This window comes from Flavobacterium alkalisoli (genome assembly GCF_008000935.1).
GTDB classification, from domain to species: domain Bacteria; phylum Bacteroidota; class Bacteroidia; order Flavobacteriales; family Flavobacteriaceae; genus Flavobacterium; species Flavobacterium alkalisoli.
Genome location: NZ_CP042831.1, coordinates 1,595,884 through 1,613,378, shown reverse-complemented (window position 1 = coordinate 1,613,378; position 17,495 = coordinate 1,595,884). Strand labels below are relative to the sequence as shown.

14 protein-coding genes are annotated in these 17,495 nt (G+C 38.0%); 9 read left to right on the top strand and 5 right to left on the bottom strand.

Annotated features, from left to right (window positions below; all coding sequences use genetic code 11):
* Positions 1-3: 3 nt before the first annotated feature.
* Both FUA48_RS07125 and FUA48_RS07120 read left to right on the top strand, forming a co-directional pair.
* The gene (locus FUA48_RS07125) at positions 4-429 is read left to right on the top strand and encodes a hypothetical protein (RefSeq protein WP_147582900.1); all 426 of its coding nucleotides are present in this window, start codon (positions 4-6) and stop codon (positions 427-429) included.
* 35 nt (positions 430-464) lie between these two features.
* On the top strand, positions 465-1,367 hold the full coding sequence (locus FUA48_RS07120; RefSeq protein WP_147582899.1) for a TIGR01777 family oxidoreductase: 903 nt from the start codon (positions 465-467) through the stop codon (positions 1,365-1,367).
* Here the strand turns inward: FUA48_RS07120 and FUA48_RS07115 are convergent.
* Positions 1,362-2,180 (bottom strand): hypothetical protein, encoded by an 819-nt coding sequence (locus FUA48_RS07115; RefSeq protein WP_147582898.1) that lies wholly within the window; start codon positions 2,178-2,180, stop codon positions 1,362-1,364. The two genes, FUA48_RS07120 and FUA48_RS07115, sit on opposite strands and share 6 nt — an antisense overlap.
* A 137-nt stretch (positions 2,181-2,317) precedes the next feature.
* Here FUA48_RS07115 and gcvP point away from each other — a divergent pair, with 137 nt between their 5' ends.
* The 3 genes from gcvP (at position 2,318) to FUA48_RS07100 (ending at position 6,836) form a co-directional block, all read left to right on the top strand.
* Positions 2,318-5,173: an aminomethyl-transferring glycine dehydrogenase gene (gene gcvP, locus FUA48_RS07110; protein ID WP_147582897.1), complete on the top strand. Its 2,856-nt coding sequence runs from the start codon at positions 2,318-2,320 to the stop codon at positions 5,171-5,173.
* 111 nt (positions 5,174-5,284) lie between these two features.
* Positions 5,285-5,656, top strand: coding sequence for a group III truncated hemoglobin (locus tag FUA48_RS07105; RefSeq protein WP_147582896.1), 372 nt, complete (start codon positions 5,285-5,287; stop codon positions 5,654-5,656).
* A gap of 121 nt (positions 5,657-5,777) precedes the next feature.
* Positions 5,778-6,836: a 3-oxoacyl-ACP synthase III family protein gene (locus tag FUA48_RS07100; RefSeq protein WP_147582895.1), complete on the top strand. Its 1,059-nt coding sequence runs from the start codon at positions 5,778-5,780 to the stop codon at positions 6,834-6,836.
* Positions 6,837-6,883: 47 nt separating this feature from the next.
* Here the strand turns inward: FUA48_RS07100 and FUA48_RS07095 are convergent, their stop codons facing one another.
* Positions 6,884-8,350, bottom strand: a complete 1,467-nt coding sequence (locus FUA48_RS07095) for a lipopolysaccharide biosynthesis protein (RefSeq protein WP_147582894.1) — start codon at positions 8,348-8,350, stop codon at positions 6,884-6,886.
* Positions 8,351-8,449: 99 nt separating this feature from the next.
* Between FUA48_RS07095 and FUA48_RS07090 the strand changes: the two genes are divergently transcribed.
* A complete protein-coding gene (locus FUA48_RS07090) occupies positions 8,450-8,974 on the top strand; it encodes a class I SAM-dependent methyltransferase (RefSeq protein ID WP_147582893.1) in 525 nt (174 codons plus the stop codon).
* Between the two features lie 2 nt (positions 8,975-8,976).
* Here FUA48_RS07090 and FUA48_RS07085 read toward each other — a convergent pair whose 3' ends face one another.
* Positions 8,977-9,603: a gliding motility-associated C-terminal domain-containing protein gene (locus tag FUA48_RS07085; protein WP_147582892.1), complete on the bottom strand. Its 627-nt coding sequence runs from the start codon at positions 9,601-9,603 to the stop codon at positions 8,977-8,979.
* Positions 9,600-11,114 carry a hypothetical protein gene (locus tag FUA48_RS07080; protein WP_147582891.1) on the bottom strand — a complete coding sequence of 505 codons (1,515 nt, stop codon included), beginning with the start codon at positions 11,112-11,114 and terminating at the stop codon, positions 9,600-9,602. The genes FUA48_RS07085 and FUA48_RS07080 overlap by 4 nt, the downstream gene beginning before the upstream one ends.
* A 73-nt stretch (positions 11,115-11,187) precedes the next feature.
* Between FUA48_RS07080 and FUA48_RS07075 the strand changes: the two genes are divergently transcribed.
* From FUA48_RS07075 to FUA48_RS07065, 3 genes are all read left to right on the top strand, one after another.
* Positions 11,188-12,039 (top strand): glycosyltransferase family 2 protein, encoded by an 852-nt coding sequence (locus FUA48_RS07075; protein ID WP_147582890.1) that lies wholly within the window; start codon positions 11,188-11,190, stop codon positions 12,037-12,039.
* Positions 12,040-12,119: 80 nt separating this feature from the next.
* Positions 12,120-12,860 carry an MlaE family ABC transporter permease gene (locus FUA48_RS07070; protein ID WP_147582889.1) on the top strand — a complete coding sequence of 247 codons (741 nt, stop codon included), beginning with the start codon at positions 12,120-12,122 and terminating at the stop codon, positions 12,858-12,860.
* Entirely contained in the window at positions 12,860-13,660 is an 801-nt protein-coding gene (locus FUA48_RS07065; RefSeq protein ID WP_147582888.1) for an ABC transporter ATP-binding protein, read from the top strand. Before FUA48_RS07070 ends, FUA48_RS07065 begins: the two co-directional genes overlap by 1 nt.
* Before the next feature lie 47 nt (positions 13,661-13,707).
* On the opposite strand, the gene FUA48_RS07060 is transcribed toward FUA48_RS07065, so the two are convergent.
* A complete protein-coding gene (locus tag FUA48_RS07060) occupies positions 13,708-17,484 on the bottom strand; it encodes a T9SS type B sorting domain-containing protein (protein WP_147582887.1) in 3,777 nt (1,258 codons plus the stop codon).
* Positions 17,485-17,495 lie beyond the last annotated feature (11 nt).

Here is a 17,495-nt window from a genome sequence, read left to right as displayed (position 1 = left end):
ATCATGAATATAAACATTCCAAACTGGCTGATTGTACTGGGAGGCATAGGCCAGATTTTCACAGCACTTATTTACCCTTATATCCGTCATCAGGTATTTGACTGGTATAATGATGTGAAAAAACTGAAACCTTTAAATCAGGAAATTGCAAAAACATACGGCAGGTACATACAGGGACTTAATTTTAGTTTCGGGCTGATTGCCATAGTATTGCCAAACGACCTTAAAAACGGAAGTCGCTTAGCGATAGCCATTACAGCATTGATAGCTGCTTATTGGGTAGGCAAAGTTGCAACACAAATAGCCTACTATCCCATGTATCAAATACCGCAAAAGCTTCATTTTAAGATCGGGAGCTATTTTATGAATACCCTGTTTGTGTTTTTTGCAACGGTTTATACCCTATTAGTATTACAAAACATTCTCTAGTAAAAACCACACCTTACTTTAATTATAAAAATGTTATGAAAAAGATGGTTATTGCTGCCGGGACAGGCTTTCTCGGCAGCATCCTTATCGGATACTTTAAAGATAAGGCCGAAGAAATTGTGATTCTTACCCGAGGTAAATCGGGCACAAAAAACAACATCAAATATGTAAACTGGGACGCTAAGAGTTTTAGCGGATGGGAACATGAACTTGAAAATAGTGATATACTTATTAATCTTGCAGGCAAATCTGTAAACTGCAGGTACAACGAGCGGAACAAAAATGAAATAATGGCTTCCAGAATCAACAGCACTGCTATATTGAACAAAGCCGTTTTACAATGTAAAACCCCTCCAAAGCACTGGCTTAACTCATCAACTGCTACAATCTATAAGGGATCATACCACAAACAGATGGATGAGGTTAACGGCGACAAGGGTTTTGACTTCTCTATGAAAGTGGCCCGCGCCTGGGAAAAGGTTTTCTTTAAGACAGAAACTCCCCAAACCTTAAAAACAGCCTTACGCACTTCAATAGTATTAGGCAAAAAAGGAGGTGCTTACCCTATGCTAAGGAAATTAGCAAAAATAGGAATGGGCGGTAAACAAGGCAACGGCAGACAATATGTAAGCTGGATACATCAACATGATTTTGCGCGTGCAGTAGAATTTGTAATCAAAACTCAAACAGAAGGCGTTGTAAATGTGGTTAGTCCAACCCCTGTTCGCAACACTAATTTTATGGCAGCTATAGTAAAGCGAGTAAAAGCACCTTTTGCTATTCCTATTAGCAAACTCATGTTAGACCTGGGTGCAAAGATAATAGGCACAGAGACCGAACTGGTTTTAAAAAGCAGGAACGTAATACCTAAACGCTTACAGGAAAACGGGTTTACTTTTAAATACCCCAATTTAGACGAGGCATTACAAAACTTATAGATTACTCGCCAATACTACCAGCCCTAACCAAAATATAGGAATACTCTCCACCCAAAAAAGTGTATAGTATTTATTACGTTCGGGAGTGGCAAAAATGGTAAACAGGGCAGTTGCCACTACAAGCACTATATTAACCAAAAGCTGCATGGTATCTACCGTGCTTTTAAAGAATTCAAGACAGTAAAAAGGAACTAACAGAAACAGGTTAAGCAGCTTGGTCATTTTTACCCCTATTATTTGGGGGACTGTGCGCAACATTGGGTCATCTTCCCTTAAATCAATAATCTCAAAAATAAGGATAAGGATAAGTACCAGTAAAAACCGCTGACTAAACTTAAGGATTACATCGGTAACTATTTCGTGGCCAACCTCAACCAAAGGCATAAGTGTAGTAACCCCGGCCCAGCATAAGGCCACAAGATAAACTTTTATTCCGCTGAGGTTCCTAAGGTTAGGACGTTTAGGAAAAACAGGTATGGTATAAAGTGCCGTTAACCCAAAAAAAATGATTCCGGTAATTTGGGTTACCCTCTTAAGCATCAGAAAGAAAACAACAGCAGCTATAAAAGCAACAACACTAAGTACAGTAATAATTTTAAGCCTTGGTGTTATTTTCCTTTTAAAACGATACCAGCTTTCATACTTCATAAAATTGTAGCTAAACATGGTACCGCAATAGGCAAATCCGGCCATGGGCAAATTAAATTCCAACCTAAACATATGATTGGTCATAAGTACCAGCGCCAGGACTGACATTGCCACGTGCATACTACCGTGAAGGTAAGTATCTAACATGCGTTTTAGTGCTATCATACTTACAAAAATAATCAATATGTTAACAGTATTTATTCGTCAATGAAAAATTCCTAAATTTCGCAGCAAAAAAGACATTAAAATTTGGATATAATTAACTAATTTTGTGCCTTCTAAAAAACACGCAACAATATCATATGAGAACAGATGCTTTTGCTTTAAGACACATTGGCCCAAGGGAGAATGATCTGCAGCACATGTTTAAGACCATTGGTGTCGAATCCATAGACCAGTTGATCTATGAAACTTTACCGGATGATATCCGCTTAAAGGCTCCATTAAACCTGGACCCTGCAATGACGGAATATGAGTATCTAAACCACATACATCAGTTAGGAGCAAAAAATAAAATATTCAGGTCATATATCGGTTTGGGTTACCACCCTGCTATTGTACCGGCTCCTATACAAAGAAACATCTTCGAGAACCCGGGATGGTATACTGCCTATACTCCTTATCAGGCAGAGATTGCTCAGGGACGTCTTGAAGCTTTATTAAATTACCAAACCACTGTAATTGAACTTACAGGTATGGAAATTGCCAATGCTTCCCTTCTTGATGAAGGAACATCAGCAGCAGAAGCTATGGCTCTTTTATTTGATGTTCGCACACGTGATCAAAAGAAAAACAACGTAAACAAGTTCTTTGTTTCCGAAGAAATACTACCTCAAACTTTATCAGTACTTCAAACACGTTCTACCCCAATAGGTGTTGAGCTAGTAATAGGTAACCACGAAGAGTTTGATTTCTCTGATGAGTTTTTTGGCGCTATCCTACAGTACCCTGGTAAATTCGGTCAGGTTTACGACTATGCAGGATTTATTGCTAAAGCAAAAGAAAAAGAAATTAAGACAGCTGTAGCTGCAGATATATTAAGCTTAGTGAAACTTACTTCACCGGGTGAAATGGGTGCTGATGTTGTAGTAGGTACTACTCAGCGTTTTGGTATCCCAATGGGTTACGGTGGTCCTCACGCTGCTTACTTTGCTACTAAAGAAGAATACAAAAGAAGTATGCCGGGAAGGATTATTGGTGTAACTGTTGATACTAACGGTAACCGTGCCCTTCGTATGGCGCTACAAACAAGAGAGCAGCACATTAAACGTGAAAAAGCTACTTCAAACATTTGTACAGCTCAGGTACTTCTTGCTGTTATGGCAGGTATGTATGCAGTATACCACGGTCCTAAAGGACTTCAGTACATTGCAGACAAAGTACACGCAAGCGCTGTTACAACTGCAGAGGCTCTTAACAAAATTGGTGTTTACCAAACAAACACTTCATTCTTTGATACTATTACAGTTAAAGCTGATGCTGCTAAAGTTAAGGCTGCTGCCGAAAACAAAGAGATTAACTTCTACTATGTAGATAACGATACGGTTTCTATTGCATTTAACGAAACCACTTCTATAAAAGACATTAATGATATTGTTGCTGTATTTGCTGAGGCTACAGGAAAAACTGCTGAAGCTGTTACTGCTCTTGCACAAACAGAGAACATTCCTTCTTCTTTGATAAGAACAAGTGAGTTCCTTAAGCACGATGTATTCAACAAATACCACAGCGAAACTGCATTAATGCGTTACATCAAGAAACTGGAGCGTAAAGACCTTTCTCTTAACCACTCTATGATTTCTTTAGGATCTTGTACCATGAAGCTTAACGCTGCTGCAGAAATGCTTCCGCTAAGCTACCCAAGATGGAACAACATCCACCCGTTTGCTCCGCTTGAGCAGGCTCAGGGTTACCAGATAATGCTTAAAAAGCTAGAAGAGCAGCTTAATGTAATTACTGGTTTTGCCGGTACTACACTACAGCCTAACTCTGGTGCCCAGGGTGAATATGCAGGTTTAATGGTTATCCGCGCTTACCACCAGTCAAGAGGTGACAGCCACAGAGATATCGCCCTAATCCCTGCTTCAGCTCACGGTACTAACCCTGCTACCGCTACTATGGCAGGTATGAAAGTGGTTGTTACCAAAACAACTGAAGACGGAAACATTGATGTTGAAGACTTAAGAGCAAAAGCTGAGCAACATAAAGATAACCTTGCATGTTTAATGGTTACTTACCCGTCTACTCACGGTGTATATGAGGCTTCAATTAAAGAGGTAACTAAAATAATCCACGATAACGGCGGACAGGTTTATATGGATGGTGCTAACATGAATGCACAGGTAGGTTTAACTAATCCTGCTACAATTGGTGCAGACGTTTGCCACCTTAACCTGCACAAAACATTTGCTATCCCTCACGGTGGTGGTGGTCCTGGTGTTGGCCCGATATGTGTTGCTGCACACCTTGTTCCGTTCCTGCCTACAAACCCTGTAGTTGCTACAGGCGGTAATACTCCTATCACTGCAATTTCTGCAGCTCCATGGGGTTCTGCACTTGTATGCCTTATTTCTTACGGTTACATCACTATGCTGGGTGAAGAAGGCTTAACAAGCTCTACTCACCACGCTATACTTAATGCTAACTACATTAAAGAAAGACTAAAAGGTCATTATCAGACTTTATATACAGGCGAAATGGGCCGTGCTGCTCACGAGATGATTATTGAGTGCCGTCCGTTTAAACAAAATGGCATTGAGGTAACTGATATTGCTAAACGTTTAATGGACTACGGTTTCCACGCGCCAACAGTATCATTCCCGGTAGCTGGCACATTAATGATCGAGCCTACAGAGAGTGAAAACCTTGAAGAGCTTGACCGTTTTTGTGATGCAATGATTGCTATTCGTCAGGAAATTGAAGAGGCTTCTGCTGATGATAAAAACAACGTGCTTAAAAATTCTCCGCACACATTAGCAATGCTTACCTCTGATTCTTGGGATTTACCATACACAAGAGAGAAAGCTGCTTTCCCGCTTGAGTATTTAACAGAAAATAAATTCTGGCCAAGCGTAAGAAGAGTTGACGATGCTTATGGCGACCGTAACCTGGTTTGTTCATGTGCACCAATCGAAGCTTACATGGAAGAAAACAACTAATATATCTTTGATAGTAAAAGGCTGCCTTAGGGCAGCCTTTTTTATTTATACTGATTTGTATCATAAACAAATTGTGAGTTGTGTCGTAACTTTGAGCAAACTTCAAACAGAATGAAAGATATAGAAACAAGGTTAGACATAGGGTTACTAATGAGTGAATTTTACAACCGCCTTTTAGCCGACCCTGCCATAAGCTATATATTTACCGATGTTGCTAAAATAGATCTGGAGGCACACCTGCCCCATCTTACTGATTTTTGGGAATTAAGCCTGTTTCATACCGGCAATTACAAAAAGAATGTGATGCAACTGCACTTGGATTTAAATGCTAAAGAATCATTAACCGACACTCATTTTGACATTTGGCTATCACATTTTAACACAACAACAGATACTTTGTTCACAGGTTCAAATGCAGAGAAAATAAAAACGAGGGCACTTAGCATAGCAACCATAATGAAAATAAAAATTCAGTCTGCATAAAATATCATTTTCATAAATAAATCCCTTTATTTTCAGATATCTGCAAATTATATGCTCGCATAACAGTTTAAACATTAATATAACGTTTTTATAATTAACTTAGCTTTAAACAAACAATATAATGAATATCAGAATAACAGGATCAGGAAGTTACATACCTAACAGGATAGTAACAAACTTAGAATTTGCCCAGCACAGCTTTTTAGGCGAAGGAGGAAAACCACTACCTTACTCTAACGAAGAGGTTGCCGAAAAATTTAAACAGATAACCGGAATTGAAGAGCGTCGTTATGTTGATGATGACATGCTTACTTCTGATATCGCTTATTTTGCTTCTCAAAGAGCCATTGAGGATGCTGGTATTGACCCGGAAACAATAGACTATATTATTTTTGCCCATAACTTTGGTAATGTAAAGGAGGGCGCCATTCAAACAGATATATTACCAAGCCTTGCTTCACGCGTAAAACACAGCCTTAGAATAAAAAATCCTAAGTGTGTGGCCTATGATATCCTTTTTGGTTGTCCGGGATGGGTAGAAGGCGTTATACAGGCAAAAGCATTTATAAAAGCCGGCATGGCAAAACGTTGTCTGGTAATAGGTGCCGAGACACTTTCCCGCGTAGTAGACCCGCATGACCGCGACAGTATGATCTATTCAGATGGAGCCGGAGCCAGTATTATTGAAGCTACCGATGAGGAAGGCGGTATACTGGCACACGAAACAGCATCATTTACTTATGACGAAGCCTATTTCCTTTTCTTCGGAAATTCCTACAATGTTACTCACGATCCTGATGTTCGCTATATAAAAATGTACGGACGCAAGATTTACGAATTTGCCCTTAACCACGTGCCTCTTGCCATGAAAGAGTGTCTTGACAATAGCGGAGTAGCCATAGATGATGTAAAAAAAGTACTTATACACCAGGCTAACGAAAAAATGGACGAAGCCATCATTGATCGTTTCTTTAAACTATACGACAAAACACCTCCTGAAGGAGTTATGCCTATGAGTATCCATAAACTTGGTAACAGCAGCGTAGCAACAGTCCCTACCCTTTATGACCTGCTTATAAAAGGACAACTGGAAAATCAGGAACTTAATAAAGGTGATATTGTAATTTTTGCATCGGTAGGTGCCGGAATGAATATCAATGCCTTTGTTTACAAAATTTAATTCCTCTAAATATTATCTTGGAAAGGACGGCTATAGCTGTCCTTTTTTTATTTCCTTACAAAAAACATCGCTTTATCTACCCATACGGTTACCTGATGCACTAACCTCAGCTTGTAAACAATAACAATATTCAGAATAAGCGACAGGCCTACTTTGAATACCAGATTTAAAAAATTATCCGATAAATCAGGCAATAAACAAACGAGGCATAAAGACGAAGCAAAAATAAGTCCTAGTATAAAGAAGTTTTTATCAAACGGAAGCAGTCTGAACTTTTTATAAATAAACACCATTTTAAGAGCATTAAATAAGGTTACCGAAACAAACGACGCCCAAGCTATTCCTTCTATACCCCAATCGGTATAATACACCACAAAAAGATTAAGGGGAATATTTAAACCTATCAAACTTACAATAGCAATCATATTAAACCTATAGTAGTTAGAATAGGTAATAATCTCGGTATTAAAACCTGTAGCCATATTTATAAGAACACTAAAACCGGATATGCAGATAACAGGTATCATTTGCCTTAATTTCTCATAAGAAGGCAACAAACTGAATAAATCATCAATCCCTATAACAATACAACTAAACAACAGTGCCCCTACAAAAAACAACAACCTTGCTGTTTCCTTATACTTTACATGCAATTCTTTCAAATTTCCTGACTTAAGATATTCAGAAATAACCGGAGCGTACAAAGCAAAAAGACCTATTGCAGGAACCTGCATAGCAGATGCTATTGTTACTGCATTACCAAATATACCATTTGCTTCATCCGAAATAAGATTAAACACAACTATACCATCTATTCTAAAAGCAAGTACCGAACCTAAACTTCCTGCAAAGGAAAAAAGACTATACCTAAAATAATCCCTTCTGGATATTTCGCCAAAAAGTGTTTTAAACCTATAATTATATCCGGGTTTAAAGTATCTGAAAAGATAGAAACCTGTAAAAAGAAACACTACCATATAAGTTATTACATAATAGAAAAGCGACTCATTAACGCCGAGCACATTATTTAACAGCATTATAAACAGTACAGGGAGTGCTATTTTGGGTATTATCTTTTCAAAGAGGGCAGGCACTGCCAGTTTCTGCATTTGTTGTGCCTGTTTTCTAAACAAATCAATAAAAGCTAATGATATGGATATAGGGAAAGCAAAATAAACCAGTATTATTTTTTTATAACCCGTTATCTTATCAAAAGCAATTATAAAAAACAGCACTACTACTGAAACAGTAAGTATAGAAATAAGACTATAATTAAACAGCTGTTTCCTTCTCTTATCATCTAATGCAGGATAAAATTTTATTAAGGCATGAGAAGCTCCTAAAACCATTACAGGATAAAGCAACTGAGTAATATTATCTATGAATTTTACTATTCCTGAAAAGCCATAATCTAAAGGATAAATAAACAAAGCAGAAACTATACCTATAGCTGTACCCAGATAATTTATTAATGTATAAAATATTGCCTGTTTATGTATTGTTTTATTAGCCAACAGTTAAGTTTAATTATATATAGCAGTAACAAATATAGTTTTCATTTATGAGACTACAGACATACTTTTTTTATATTTTTGAAATTCAATTCTATAAAAATGTACGAAAAAACTTTTCCTCATAAACGCTATAACATTACATTGGATTTTTTAAAAAAACACGTTCCTGAAAACAGCAATATACTTGACTTAGGTACTGTAAATCCTTTTTCTGAAATAATGAAAAAAGAAGGATACAATGTTATCAATACTACCGGTGAAGACATTGACACCAACCAAAAAGCTATTGAAGAAAAAGAATATGATGTGCTAACAGCTTTTGAAATCTTTGAACACCTTTTAAACCCATATACTGTTTTACAAAAAATAAAAAGTGACAAAATTATAATCTCTGTACCCATGCGTTTATGGTTTAGCCCTGCATACAGAAGTAAAACCGATATGTGGGACAGGCACTATCATGAGTTTGAAGACTGGCAGCTGGACTGGCTTCTTGAAAAAACGGGATGGATAATTAAAGACAAAAAAAAATGGACAAATCCCACTAAAAAAATAGGAATCCGTCCATTCTTAAGACTTATAACGCCTCGTTATTATATTGTGTATGCCGAGAAGAAAAGTTAACCTTATTTTTGAAGATAAACCCAACCGCTAAGCCTGCCTCCTTTAGCAAAACTAATAACATAATAGTAAGTTGCTGTAGGAAGGTCTCCTTTATCAGATTGTCCGTGCCACTGATCAGAATAATTATCTTCTTTATAAACTATTTCTCCATACCTGTTAAATATCGTAAGGCTATGACTGCAAAGAAAAGATAAATCAAACTGATCATTTTTACTATCACCATTAGGAGAAATACCTCTTGGAATTTCGACTTCATTAGCTGAATAGCAAACAGTTTCACAAGGCTCAATTCTTGCAAGGTAACGGTTACCTTTTAATATCCTGGTTCCTTTTTTCAAAACAATAACCTTACCCGCCTTCATGGTTATGTTTCGTTCATCACCGGTATTTATAAAATAATTCTCCTGAGTAGTAATGCTATTCGATGCCTCATATAAAAAGACACTATTCTGTTCTGGTGAATCTAGTAATATATTAAACTCACAATTTGTTGTTAACTGACTTCTCATTACAGAATCGACAGAACCATTTGTCCTATTAAAAAACAAAAATCCAATAGGCGGAACTGATACTGCAACAGCATTTAAAGAAAACAGTAACAAACAAAAAGAAAACATTCTTATTTTCATTTTTCTTCTTTTAGTTTTTTGATTTCCTCCTGTTGTTGTTCCAGTTTTTTATTAAGGTCTATAACATAAAGTGTAAGCTCTTCAACCTTTTCAAGCAACAATTTGTTCATCTCTGCCAGTTCAACCCCATTTTGCTTTACTTCCTCTTCACTAGGAATATTTTTTAAATGTCCGTTTTCTTTTATATATCCTTCAACATCCTTTAAATCGGTAAGCTTATAGTCTTCTTTAAAAACATAATCTGCCCATTCATCTACAAGAGCAACTCTAACCTCTTCTGTAAGAATACCTCCCGAAACAAAAAGATTATAAAAACTTACATCCTCATCTCCAACCATAACAGGGAGTTCTGTAACATTAATACCTACTTTTCCGTTTGTATAAATATTATCATCTATAGATTCCGGAGAAGAACCATTCAGAGTAAACCAGTCTGCATCACCAGACGAAACTTCGCCAGTAGGGACCGGAAACTCTAACACATTACCCTCTGCATCTGTTCCTAACATAAATACTGCATCTGTTCCATTAGGTAACGCTTCAAATTTTACAGAACCATTCGAATGAATTACAGCAACCGGATTTTGAACGTTAAAACCAACAAAACCGTTTGTATAAATATTATCATCAATAGAGTCGGCAAATGAGCCATCAGAAGCTAACCAATCATAGTCGGAATCTCCATCTACTCCTCCTTCAGGCACAGGATATCTTGCAACGTTACCAAATGAATCAACCCCTAATAAAAATACAGGATTAGTCGAGTTTGGCAATCCTTCAAATATTATAGGCCCGTTTGCATGAATAGTTGCCAGTGGATTTTGAACATTAAAACCAACTGAGCCATTAGTGTAAATATTATCGTTAACAGAACCGGGAAACGATCCGTCAGTTACCAGCCAATCATAGTCAGTACCTCCTGTTCCGGCCGGCATTTCATATTCATATACATTCCCTGCCGTATCAGTACCAAGTATAAAAGCCGGAGGTGTATTAGTATTCAAAAGATTTTGAAAACGTACCTGTCCATCAGTATGCAATATAGCCGAGGGAGACTCAGTATTGATACCTATATTTCCATTAGCCAGTATTGTCATTAATTTAGACGACGCATTTCTCCATTGAAACAAAGGTCTGTTCATAACGGCGTTTGTTGTTCCTGATGGTCCCCAAAAAAAATCTCCTGTTGCTGGTGCTCCGGGAATAATTTGAGTAGGAACACCCGTTGTAAATAGCATAACCGGACTTGCGCCGTTATCCATCATTGAAGATATTGCCGATGTAAACACCATTGAAAAGGAATTACTACTTTCCCTATAAGACCATAAAGTAGGTATAAACTGTCCTCCTATTTGTGTACCATTTGCTATTTCAAGTCTGTCATTACCTGCATCAGAAACAGTGAAATTAGAAACCCTTTCAGCCCCTGAAGGCACTGAAGTAGCATTATTAGGAAAAGATACTTGGGAAAACGCACTTAAAGGCAATAACAAAAAAAGGTATTTTTTCATTTTTTAAGGTGAGGTTAATGATAATTTCAAAAGTAAAAATTTATGAGGATATTTGCACCAACTTCTATAGAAAATGAAATATTATACCATTATCCCGGCATACAACGAGGAAGCTTTTATGGCTATCACACTGCAATCGCTTGCAGAGCAAACTGTTTTGCCTGCAAAAGCTGTAGTAGTAAACGACAGTTCTACCGACAGGACAGCAGATATAATACACGAGTTTGCTCAAAAATATCCGTGGATTAAACTGGTCAATAAATCTTCCGATGCAGTTCACCTACCGGGAAGCAAAGTAATACAGGCTTTTAATGCTGGTTATGAAACTATTGATGAGGATTATGACATAATTGTAAAACTGGATGCCGACCTGATATTACCTGACAATTATTTTGAAACCATACTCAATACCTTTAAAAACAACCCCAAGGCAGGCATGGTAGGCGGATTTGCCTACATAGAACAAAATGGTAAATGGATACTGGAGAACCTTACCGATAAAGACCATATTCGCGGCGCATTTAAAGCATACCGTAAAGAGTGCTTTTTACAGATGGACAAACTAAGGGTTGCCATGGGATGGGACACTGTAGACGAACTACTTGCCAAATTTTACGGTTGGGAAGTAATAACCATAAACAGCCTTAAGGTAAAACACCTGAAACCTACAGGGGCTAATTACGATAAAACGGCACGTTATAAACAGGGCGCAGCATTTTATACTTTAGGTTACGGATTTCTGATTACTGCAATTGCCTCTGCCAAGCTGGCAATGAGAAAAGGCAAACCATCACTTTTTGCCGATTACATAAACGGTTACTTTAAAGCAAAGAGAGAAAAGAAAACAATGCTGGTAACAAAAGAACAGGCAAAATTCATAAGAAAATACCGTTGGGCAAAGATGAAAAAGAAAGTCTTTAACTAACCCAAGAATATTAAAAAACTATTAAGTAATACTAAAAACTGACTACAATTCGGTACTTTAGCCTTTATTTTGAAATTTAGATGATTAAAGCTTTACATCAGATAGGCCGTTACTTCCTTATGATCAAGGAGGTTTTTAATAAGCCAACAAAATGGGTCGTAATGAAACAGCTGATACTTAAGGAAATAGACGACCTTATTATCGGCTCACTAGGCATTGTAGCCTTCATTTCGTTCTTTATAGGTGGGGTTGTTGCCATACAAACAGCACTTAACCTTACAAACCCACTTATACCAAAATCGCTTATCGCATTTGCGACAAGGCAATCGGTTATACTTGAGTTTGCGCCTACTTTCATTTCCATAATTATGGCGGGTCGTGCAGGTTCATACATCACATCAAGTATAGGTACCATGAGGGTTACAGAGCAGATAGACGCACTGGAAGTTATGGGGGTTAATGCTATTAACTACCTTGTATTCCCTAAAATCGTTGCCTTTACGTTATATCCGTTTGTAATTGCAATCTCTATGTTCCTTGGAATTTTAGGAGGATGGCTTGCAGGTGTTTATGGAGGCTTTGTAGGAAGTGACCAGTTTATTACCGGTATACAAACCGACTTTATACCTTTCCATGTGTTTTATGCATTTCTTAAAACCTTTATTTTCGGTATGCTGTTGGCAACCATTCCTTCATTCCATGGTTTTTACATGAAAGGAGGAGCGCTGGAAGTTGGTAAGGCAAGTACCACATCATTCGTGTGGACCAGTGTGGTTATTATTACCGTTAACTATATTATAACGCAATTACTTTTAAGCTAATGATTGAGATTAAAGACATAGAAAAATCGTTTGGGGATACCAAAGTGCTTAAAGGTATTTCTGCAACTTTTGAAACCGGAAAAACTAACCTTATAATAGGGCGAAGCGGATCGGGTAAAACCGTAATGCTTAAATCGCTTTTAGGTATACATACCCCTGAAGTGGGAACAATTTCATTTGACGGAAGAATATATTCTGAACTAAGCAAAGACGAAAAAAGAAAACTTAGAACAGAGATAGGAATGGTGTTTCAGGGCAGCGCCCTTTTTGACTCCATGAATGTGGAAGACAATGTGGGCTTTCCCTTAAAAATGTTTACCGACAAGAAAAGCAGGGTAATTAAAGAAAGGGTAAATGAAGTACTTGACAGGGTTAACCTGAAAGATGCCAACCATAAGTTTCCTAACGAACTTTCGGGAGGTATGCAAAAAAGGGTTGCTATAGCAAGAGCTATTGTTAATAACCCTAAATACCTGTTTTGTGATGAGCCTAACTCAGGCCTTGACCCGGAAACATCTATTCTTATTGATGAACTTATACAGGAAATTACCCGTGAGTATGACATTACTACTGTGATAAACACACACGATATGAACTCTGTATTACAGATAGGTGAAAAGATTATATTCCTTAAAAACGGAATAAAAGAGTGGGAAGGTACTAACGAACAGATACTGGAAACAAGAAACAAATCTATTGTGGAATTTGTTTACTCGTCAGACCTGTTCAAGAAAGTACGCGAAAGTCTTCTTGAAGAAGATGACGACGAAAGAAGTAACGATTTACATCTTAATAAATAAAAAAGCTTAGCAAATGCTAAGCTTTTTTTTTGACACTTAAAATACCATTAATTAACTGGTCTTTGAAGGTAGACCCAACCTGTTACCTGTTTACCGGCCGAAAGCGTAACCACATAATAATAAGTTCCCGTAGGCAACTCATCACCGTGGTCTGACTGACCATGCCATTCATTAACATAGCCTGCTTTTTCATACACTAAAAGCCCGTAACGATTAAATATTTTTATTTCCTGTACGTTTAGGTTAGTAAGATCAAAAGTATCATTATAGCCATCATCACCCGGAGACACGCCTCTTGGTATCGTACAGAAAGTACTTTCTACGTCTACAGATGCAGTTGCTGAACATCCCTGCATATTAGTTACCTCAACTGCATAGGTTCCGGCAGGCATTTCTGAAATTACAATTTCAGAATCCGAAGCATTAAATCCTTCAGGACCTGTCCAGTTATAAGTAGCTCCATCAAGATCATCAGTACTTGTTACAGATATTACATAATCAAAATTATTACACCCGTTTTCAAGCACCAGTTCAAAGGCGTTTGTATTCTTCGTAACTATTATAGTTTGTTCAGCTAAACAACCATTATTATTAACCTCAACGCGATAACTTCCTGTCTCCTGAACATCTATAACTGAAGCATCAACATCTGGAAGCTGTTCCTCTTCAAAATACCACTGATAAGTAACTGCATTAACATCAAAGTTTTCTGCCACAACAGTTAGTTGCCCGGTTTGTCCTTCACAAAGAGCAGTACCACCTTCTATACTAAAATCCGGAGACGGATTAACTACAACATTAACAGTAGCTGTTTCAGAAACACAGCCATTTACAACAACCCTAACCTCATAGATACCATTAGCAGCAACACCTGCATTTGCTATCATTGGATTTTGTTCTGCAGAAGCAAAATTATCCGGGCCTGTCCATTCGTAAACGGCATTTGCGACAGTAGCAGCACCAAGCTGAACATCTTCACCTTCACAAACGGCCGCCACAGGATCGGCAAGCGGTGCCTGAGGAATATCCCTTAGGTTTATTATAATTACGGCCTCATCTGCGTTATCACACATATCGGTTACCGTATACCTAAACTCATACACCCCCGCTGTTAGCCCTTCAGTAGTAAGCATATTACCTGTAAGAGCACCACTACCGTTTACATCACTCCACACACCTCCTTCATCATGCGGAGTACTTAAAAGTACGTTTAGATCTATAGCCTGCCCATCGTTACAAAAGGTAATAGTATCATCATCACCTGCATTTGCCGCCGCCGAAGGCAATACCTCATACTCAAGTATCTGCTCACAATCAATACCTCCTCCTGTAGCTACTAAACTCACAAAGTAAGTTCCAGCATCGGTAGCTGAATTGAATGAAGGAAAATCAAGAGTATTGGTCGTACTCAAAATAACTCCCGGATTACCTTCCTTCCACCATTGGTATTCAAATATTGAGAATTGTGAAACAAAAAGTTGCCCGTCTGCACCATCACATAATCCTGTAGCTATTATATCAACCGGTTCAAGATCGTTAATATCCAGTTGTACATTTCTAAAGTTTCCACATTCATCGGTAACCCTAAAGTTATAAGTCCCCGGAGTTAAACCTGTAAACACGTTATTTGTACCGTTATCTACAAGAAACGGATTACCGTTCATCTGGGTTATACTGTAAGTAAGCGGTGGCATGCCTTCTGCCTCAACTGCCACATGCATTTCCGTACCACCACAAGGCAAACTGTATACATCTGTAATCGTCGGCAGGCCATCAAATGTAAACTCACTAATTACGTGTACACATCTTGTAGTTGGTGCTAAGCCGTTAGAGAAAACAAAAAACACACGTATCACTCTAAAGTCTCCCAAATAACCAAAACTGTAGTTAGTGGCATTATTATTTAAAAATATTGAATTAAAATTAGTTGGTTGTGAACCTTCAGGGTAGGCAACATCTGTTCCCGGATGACCCCAGGTATTTGTATCAGGATTATATTTCTGGAGCCAGTATGAAACTGCGCCAGTACTATTTGCTGCATACTCAAGTTCTAAATCAAAAGATCCACAATTTGGGACAACCTCTATATTATTAGTTTGTACAGCATAGCCCTGTATTAAAACCTGGCCTGAATGTGCAAATCCACATGAATCTAATCCCTCAAAGGTATAATTACCCTGAGGCAGGGAATTCATGTAAACCGAACCGTCTGAAGCTATATAGGCCGATGCATCAAAAGGCAATGTCTGTTGAAAAGTAGACGGTGCAGAAGTTATCTCTATACTTGAAATAGAATTTTGGCTTACTACTACATGCACTGAGCCATCACCCAGCGCACAACCAGCCCTTTGCTCAAATAAAAAACCATCCCACTCAAAAGGATTAATCTCCATTTCCAGTGTATGCTCAACACCACATCCGTCAGTTACTATAAATGTATAACTACCCACAGGAAGGGGGGCCATTAAAAATTCTGAATTATCTGTAGGTGATATATATTCCGAAACATCATCAGGCAATGCATTCGGATAAGCATCGGGAGCTGCCACAATCTCCACATGTGTAATCGCACCCATTTCATACATTATTCCAACCTGTCCTGCACATGTAGAAGGTGTAAATGCAGCTATATAGTTAGGCTCTCCCTGCGTTTCTACTACAACCTCTTTTACAACCGTATTACCACAGAAATCGGTCACCTGTACATTATATGTCCCGACAGGAAGAGGATTATCCTGGGTACCGTAAAATGTTTCATTACTTGAAAAAAGAGGATGTGAAGCATTAAAGTCTGACGGTACAAAACCAGCCGGTGAATCCAGAAAAGTAACCGTATAAGGCGTACCGAAATGAGCCAGTCCTAACCTTAATATAAACTCTTCACATTGTGCATAGGCATATGTCAAATCAAGATCAAGTTCTTCTTCTATTTCTACATCATTTAAAGAAAACACATTGCCACAAACATCAGTAATCTGCAAATCATACTCATATGCCTGACCGTTATAAAAGGGAATAGTTGATTCTATTGTATTTACACCGGAAGGTGATCCGTTTGCTACATTTTGTGTGACAATAACAGGTGTTCCTCCTCCCGGAGGATAAACCGTATATTGAAATACTAAAGGAAAAAATATTTCACTATTACTTCCTGCATCAGTATATAAATGAGAAATATTTATCATATTACACTCAGGTAAAGCTCCCGGATCTACAATAGGTTCACCTATATAAATACCTGCCGGTACAACTATTACCTGATAAGTAACCACATTAGCATCGCCACAACTGTCGTGTACCCTTACCTGATAAGACCCGCCGGGCAAATTATTGAAAACATTTGAAGCCTGCTCAGGAAATGTAACGGGTCCAGACATAATTTCATAAGTAAACGGACCAGTTCCTGATGTAACATTAACTGTAATTACACCATCGTTGCCACAATGTACCGGTGTACCAACTATTGTATAATTAATAGGCACCGTATTATTTGTTATAGTAACATTTACCGACGCTGTATTAGACTGAGCCCCTAAAGATTGTGTTGCAATAACAAGGTAGTTACCTGCCTCAAGACTATTTAATGTTGAAGATGTGGTAAATCCTACCGGGTTTGTTGTATCAGGCAAAAGATATACTGTATAATCTATAGTAGCTGCGGGATCTGTACCCGAAACAGAAAAGGCAAGCGAACCATTACCTAAACATGTTTGTGCAGTGGGGGTTGCAGTCACAGTAAAGGAAGGTAGCTGCGCAAAGGCAGAAAGTGAACATAAGAGCCAAAAAAGTGTAAAAATCTTTTTCCCGGCAGTAAGGTTTAACATAATATAGAGGT

Coding starts and splice junctions, on each gene's coding strand:
- FUA48_RS07125 (WP_147582900.1), top strand. CDS start 4: ATGAATATAAACATTCCAAACTGGCTGATTGTACTGGGAGGCATAGGC.
- FUA48_RS07120 (WP_147582899.1), top strand. CDS start 465: ATGAAAAAGATGGTTATTGCTGCCGGGACAGGCTTTCTCGGCAGCATC.
- FUA48_RS07115 (WP_147582898.1), bottom strand. CDS start 2,180: ATGATAGCACTAAAACGCATGTTAGATACTTACCTTCACGGTAGTATG.
- gcvP (WP_147582897.1), top strand. CDS start 2,318: ATGAGAACAGATGCTTTTGCTTTAAGACACATTGGCCCAAGGGAGAAT.
- FUA48_RS07105 (WP_147582896.1), top strand. CDS start 5,285: ATGAAAGATATAGAAACAAGGTTAGACATAGGGTTACTAATGAGTGAA.
- FUA48_RS07100 (WP_147582895.1), top strand. CDS start 5,778: ATGAATATCAGAATAACAGGATCAGGAAGTTACATACCTAACAGGATA.
- FUA48_RS07090 (WP_147582893.1), top strand. CDS start 8,450: ATGTACGAAAAAACTTTTCCTCATAAACGCTATAACATTACATTGGAT.
- FUA48_RS07085 (WP_147582892.1), bottom strand. CDS start 9,603: ATGAAAATAAGAATGTTTTCTTTTTGTTTGTTACTGTTTTCTTTAAAT.
- FUA48_RS07080 (WP_147582891.1), bottom strand. CDS start 11,114: ATGAAAAAATACCTTTTTTTGTTATTGCCTTTAAGTGCGTTTTCCCAA.
- FUA48_RS07075 (WP_147582890.1), top strand. CDS start 11,188: ATGAAATATTATACCATTATCCCGGCATACAACGAGGAAGCTTTTATG.
- FUA48_RS07070 (WP_147582889.1), top strand. CDS start 12,120: ATGATTAAAGCTTTACATCAGATAGGCCGTTACTTCCTTATGATCAAG.
- FUA48_RS07065 (WP_147582888.1), top strand. CDS start 12,860: ATGATTGAGATTAAAGACATAGAAAAATCGTTTGGGGATACCAAAGTG.
- FUA48_RS07060 (WP_147582887.1), bottom strand. CDS start 17,484: ATGTTAAACCTTACTGCCGGGAAAAAGATTTTTACACTTTTTTGGCTC.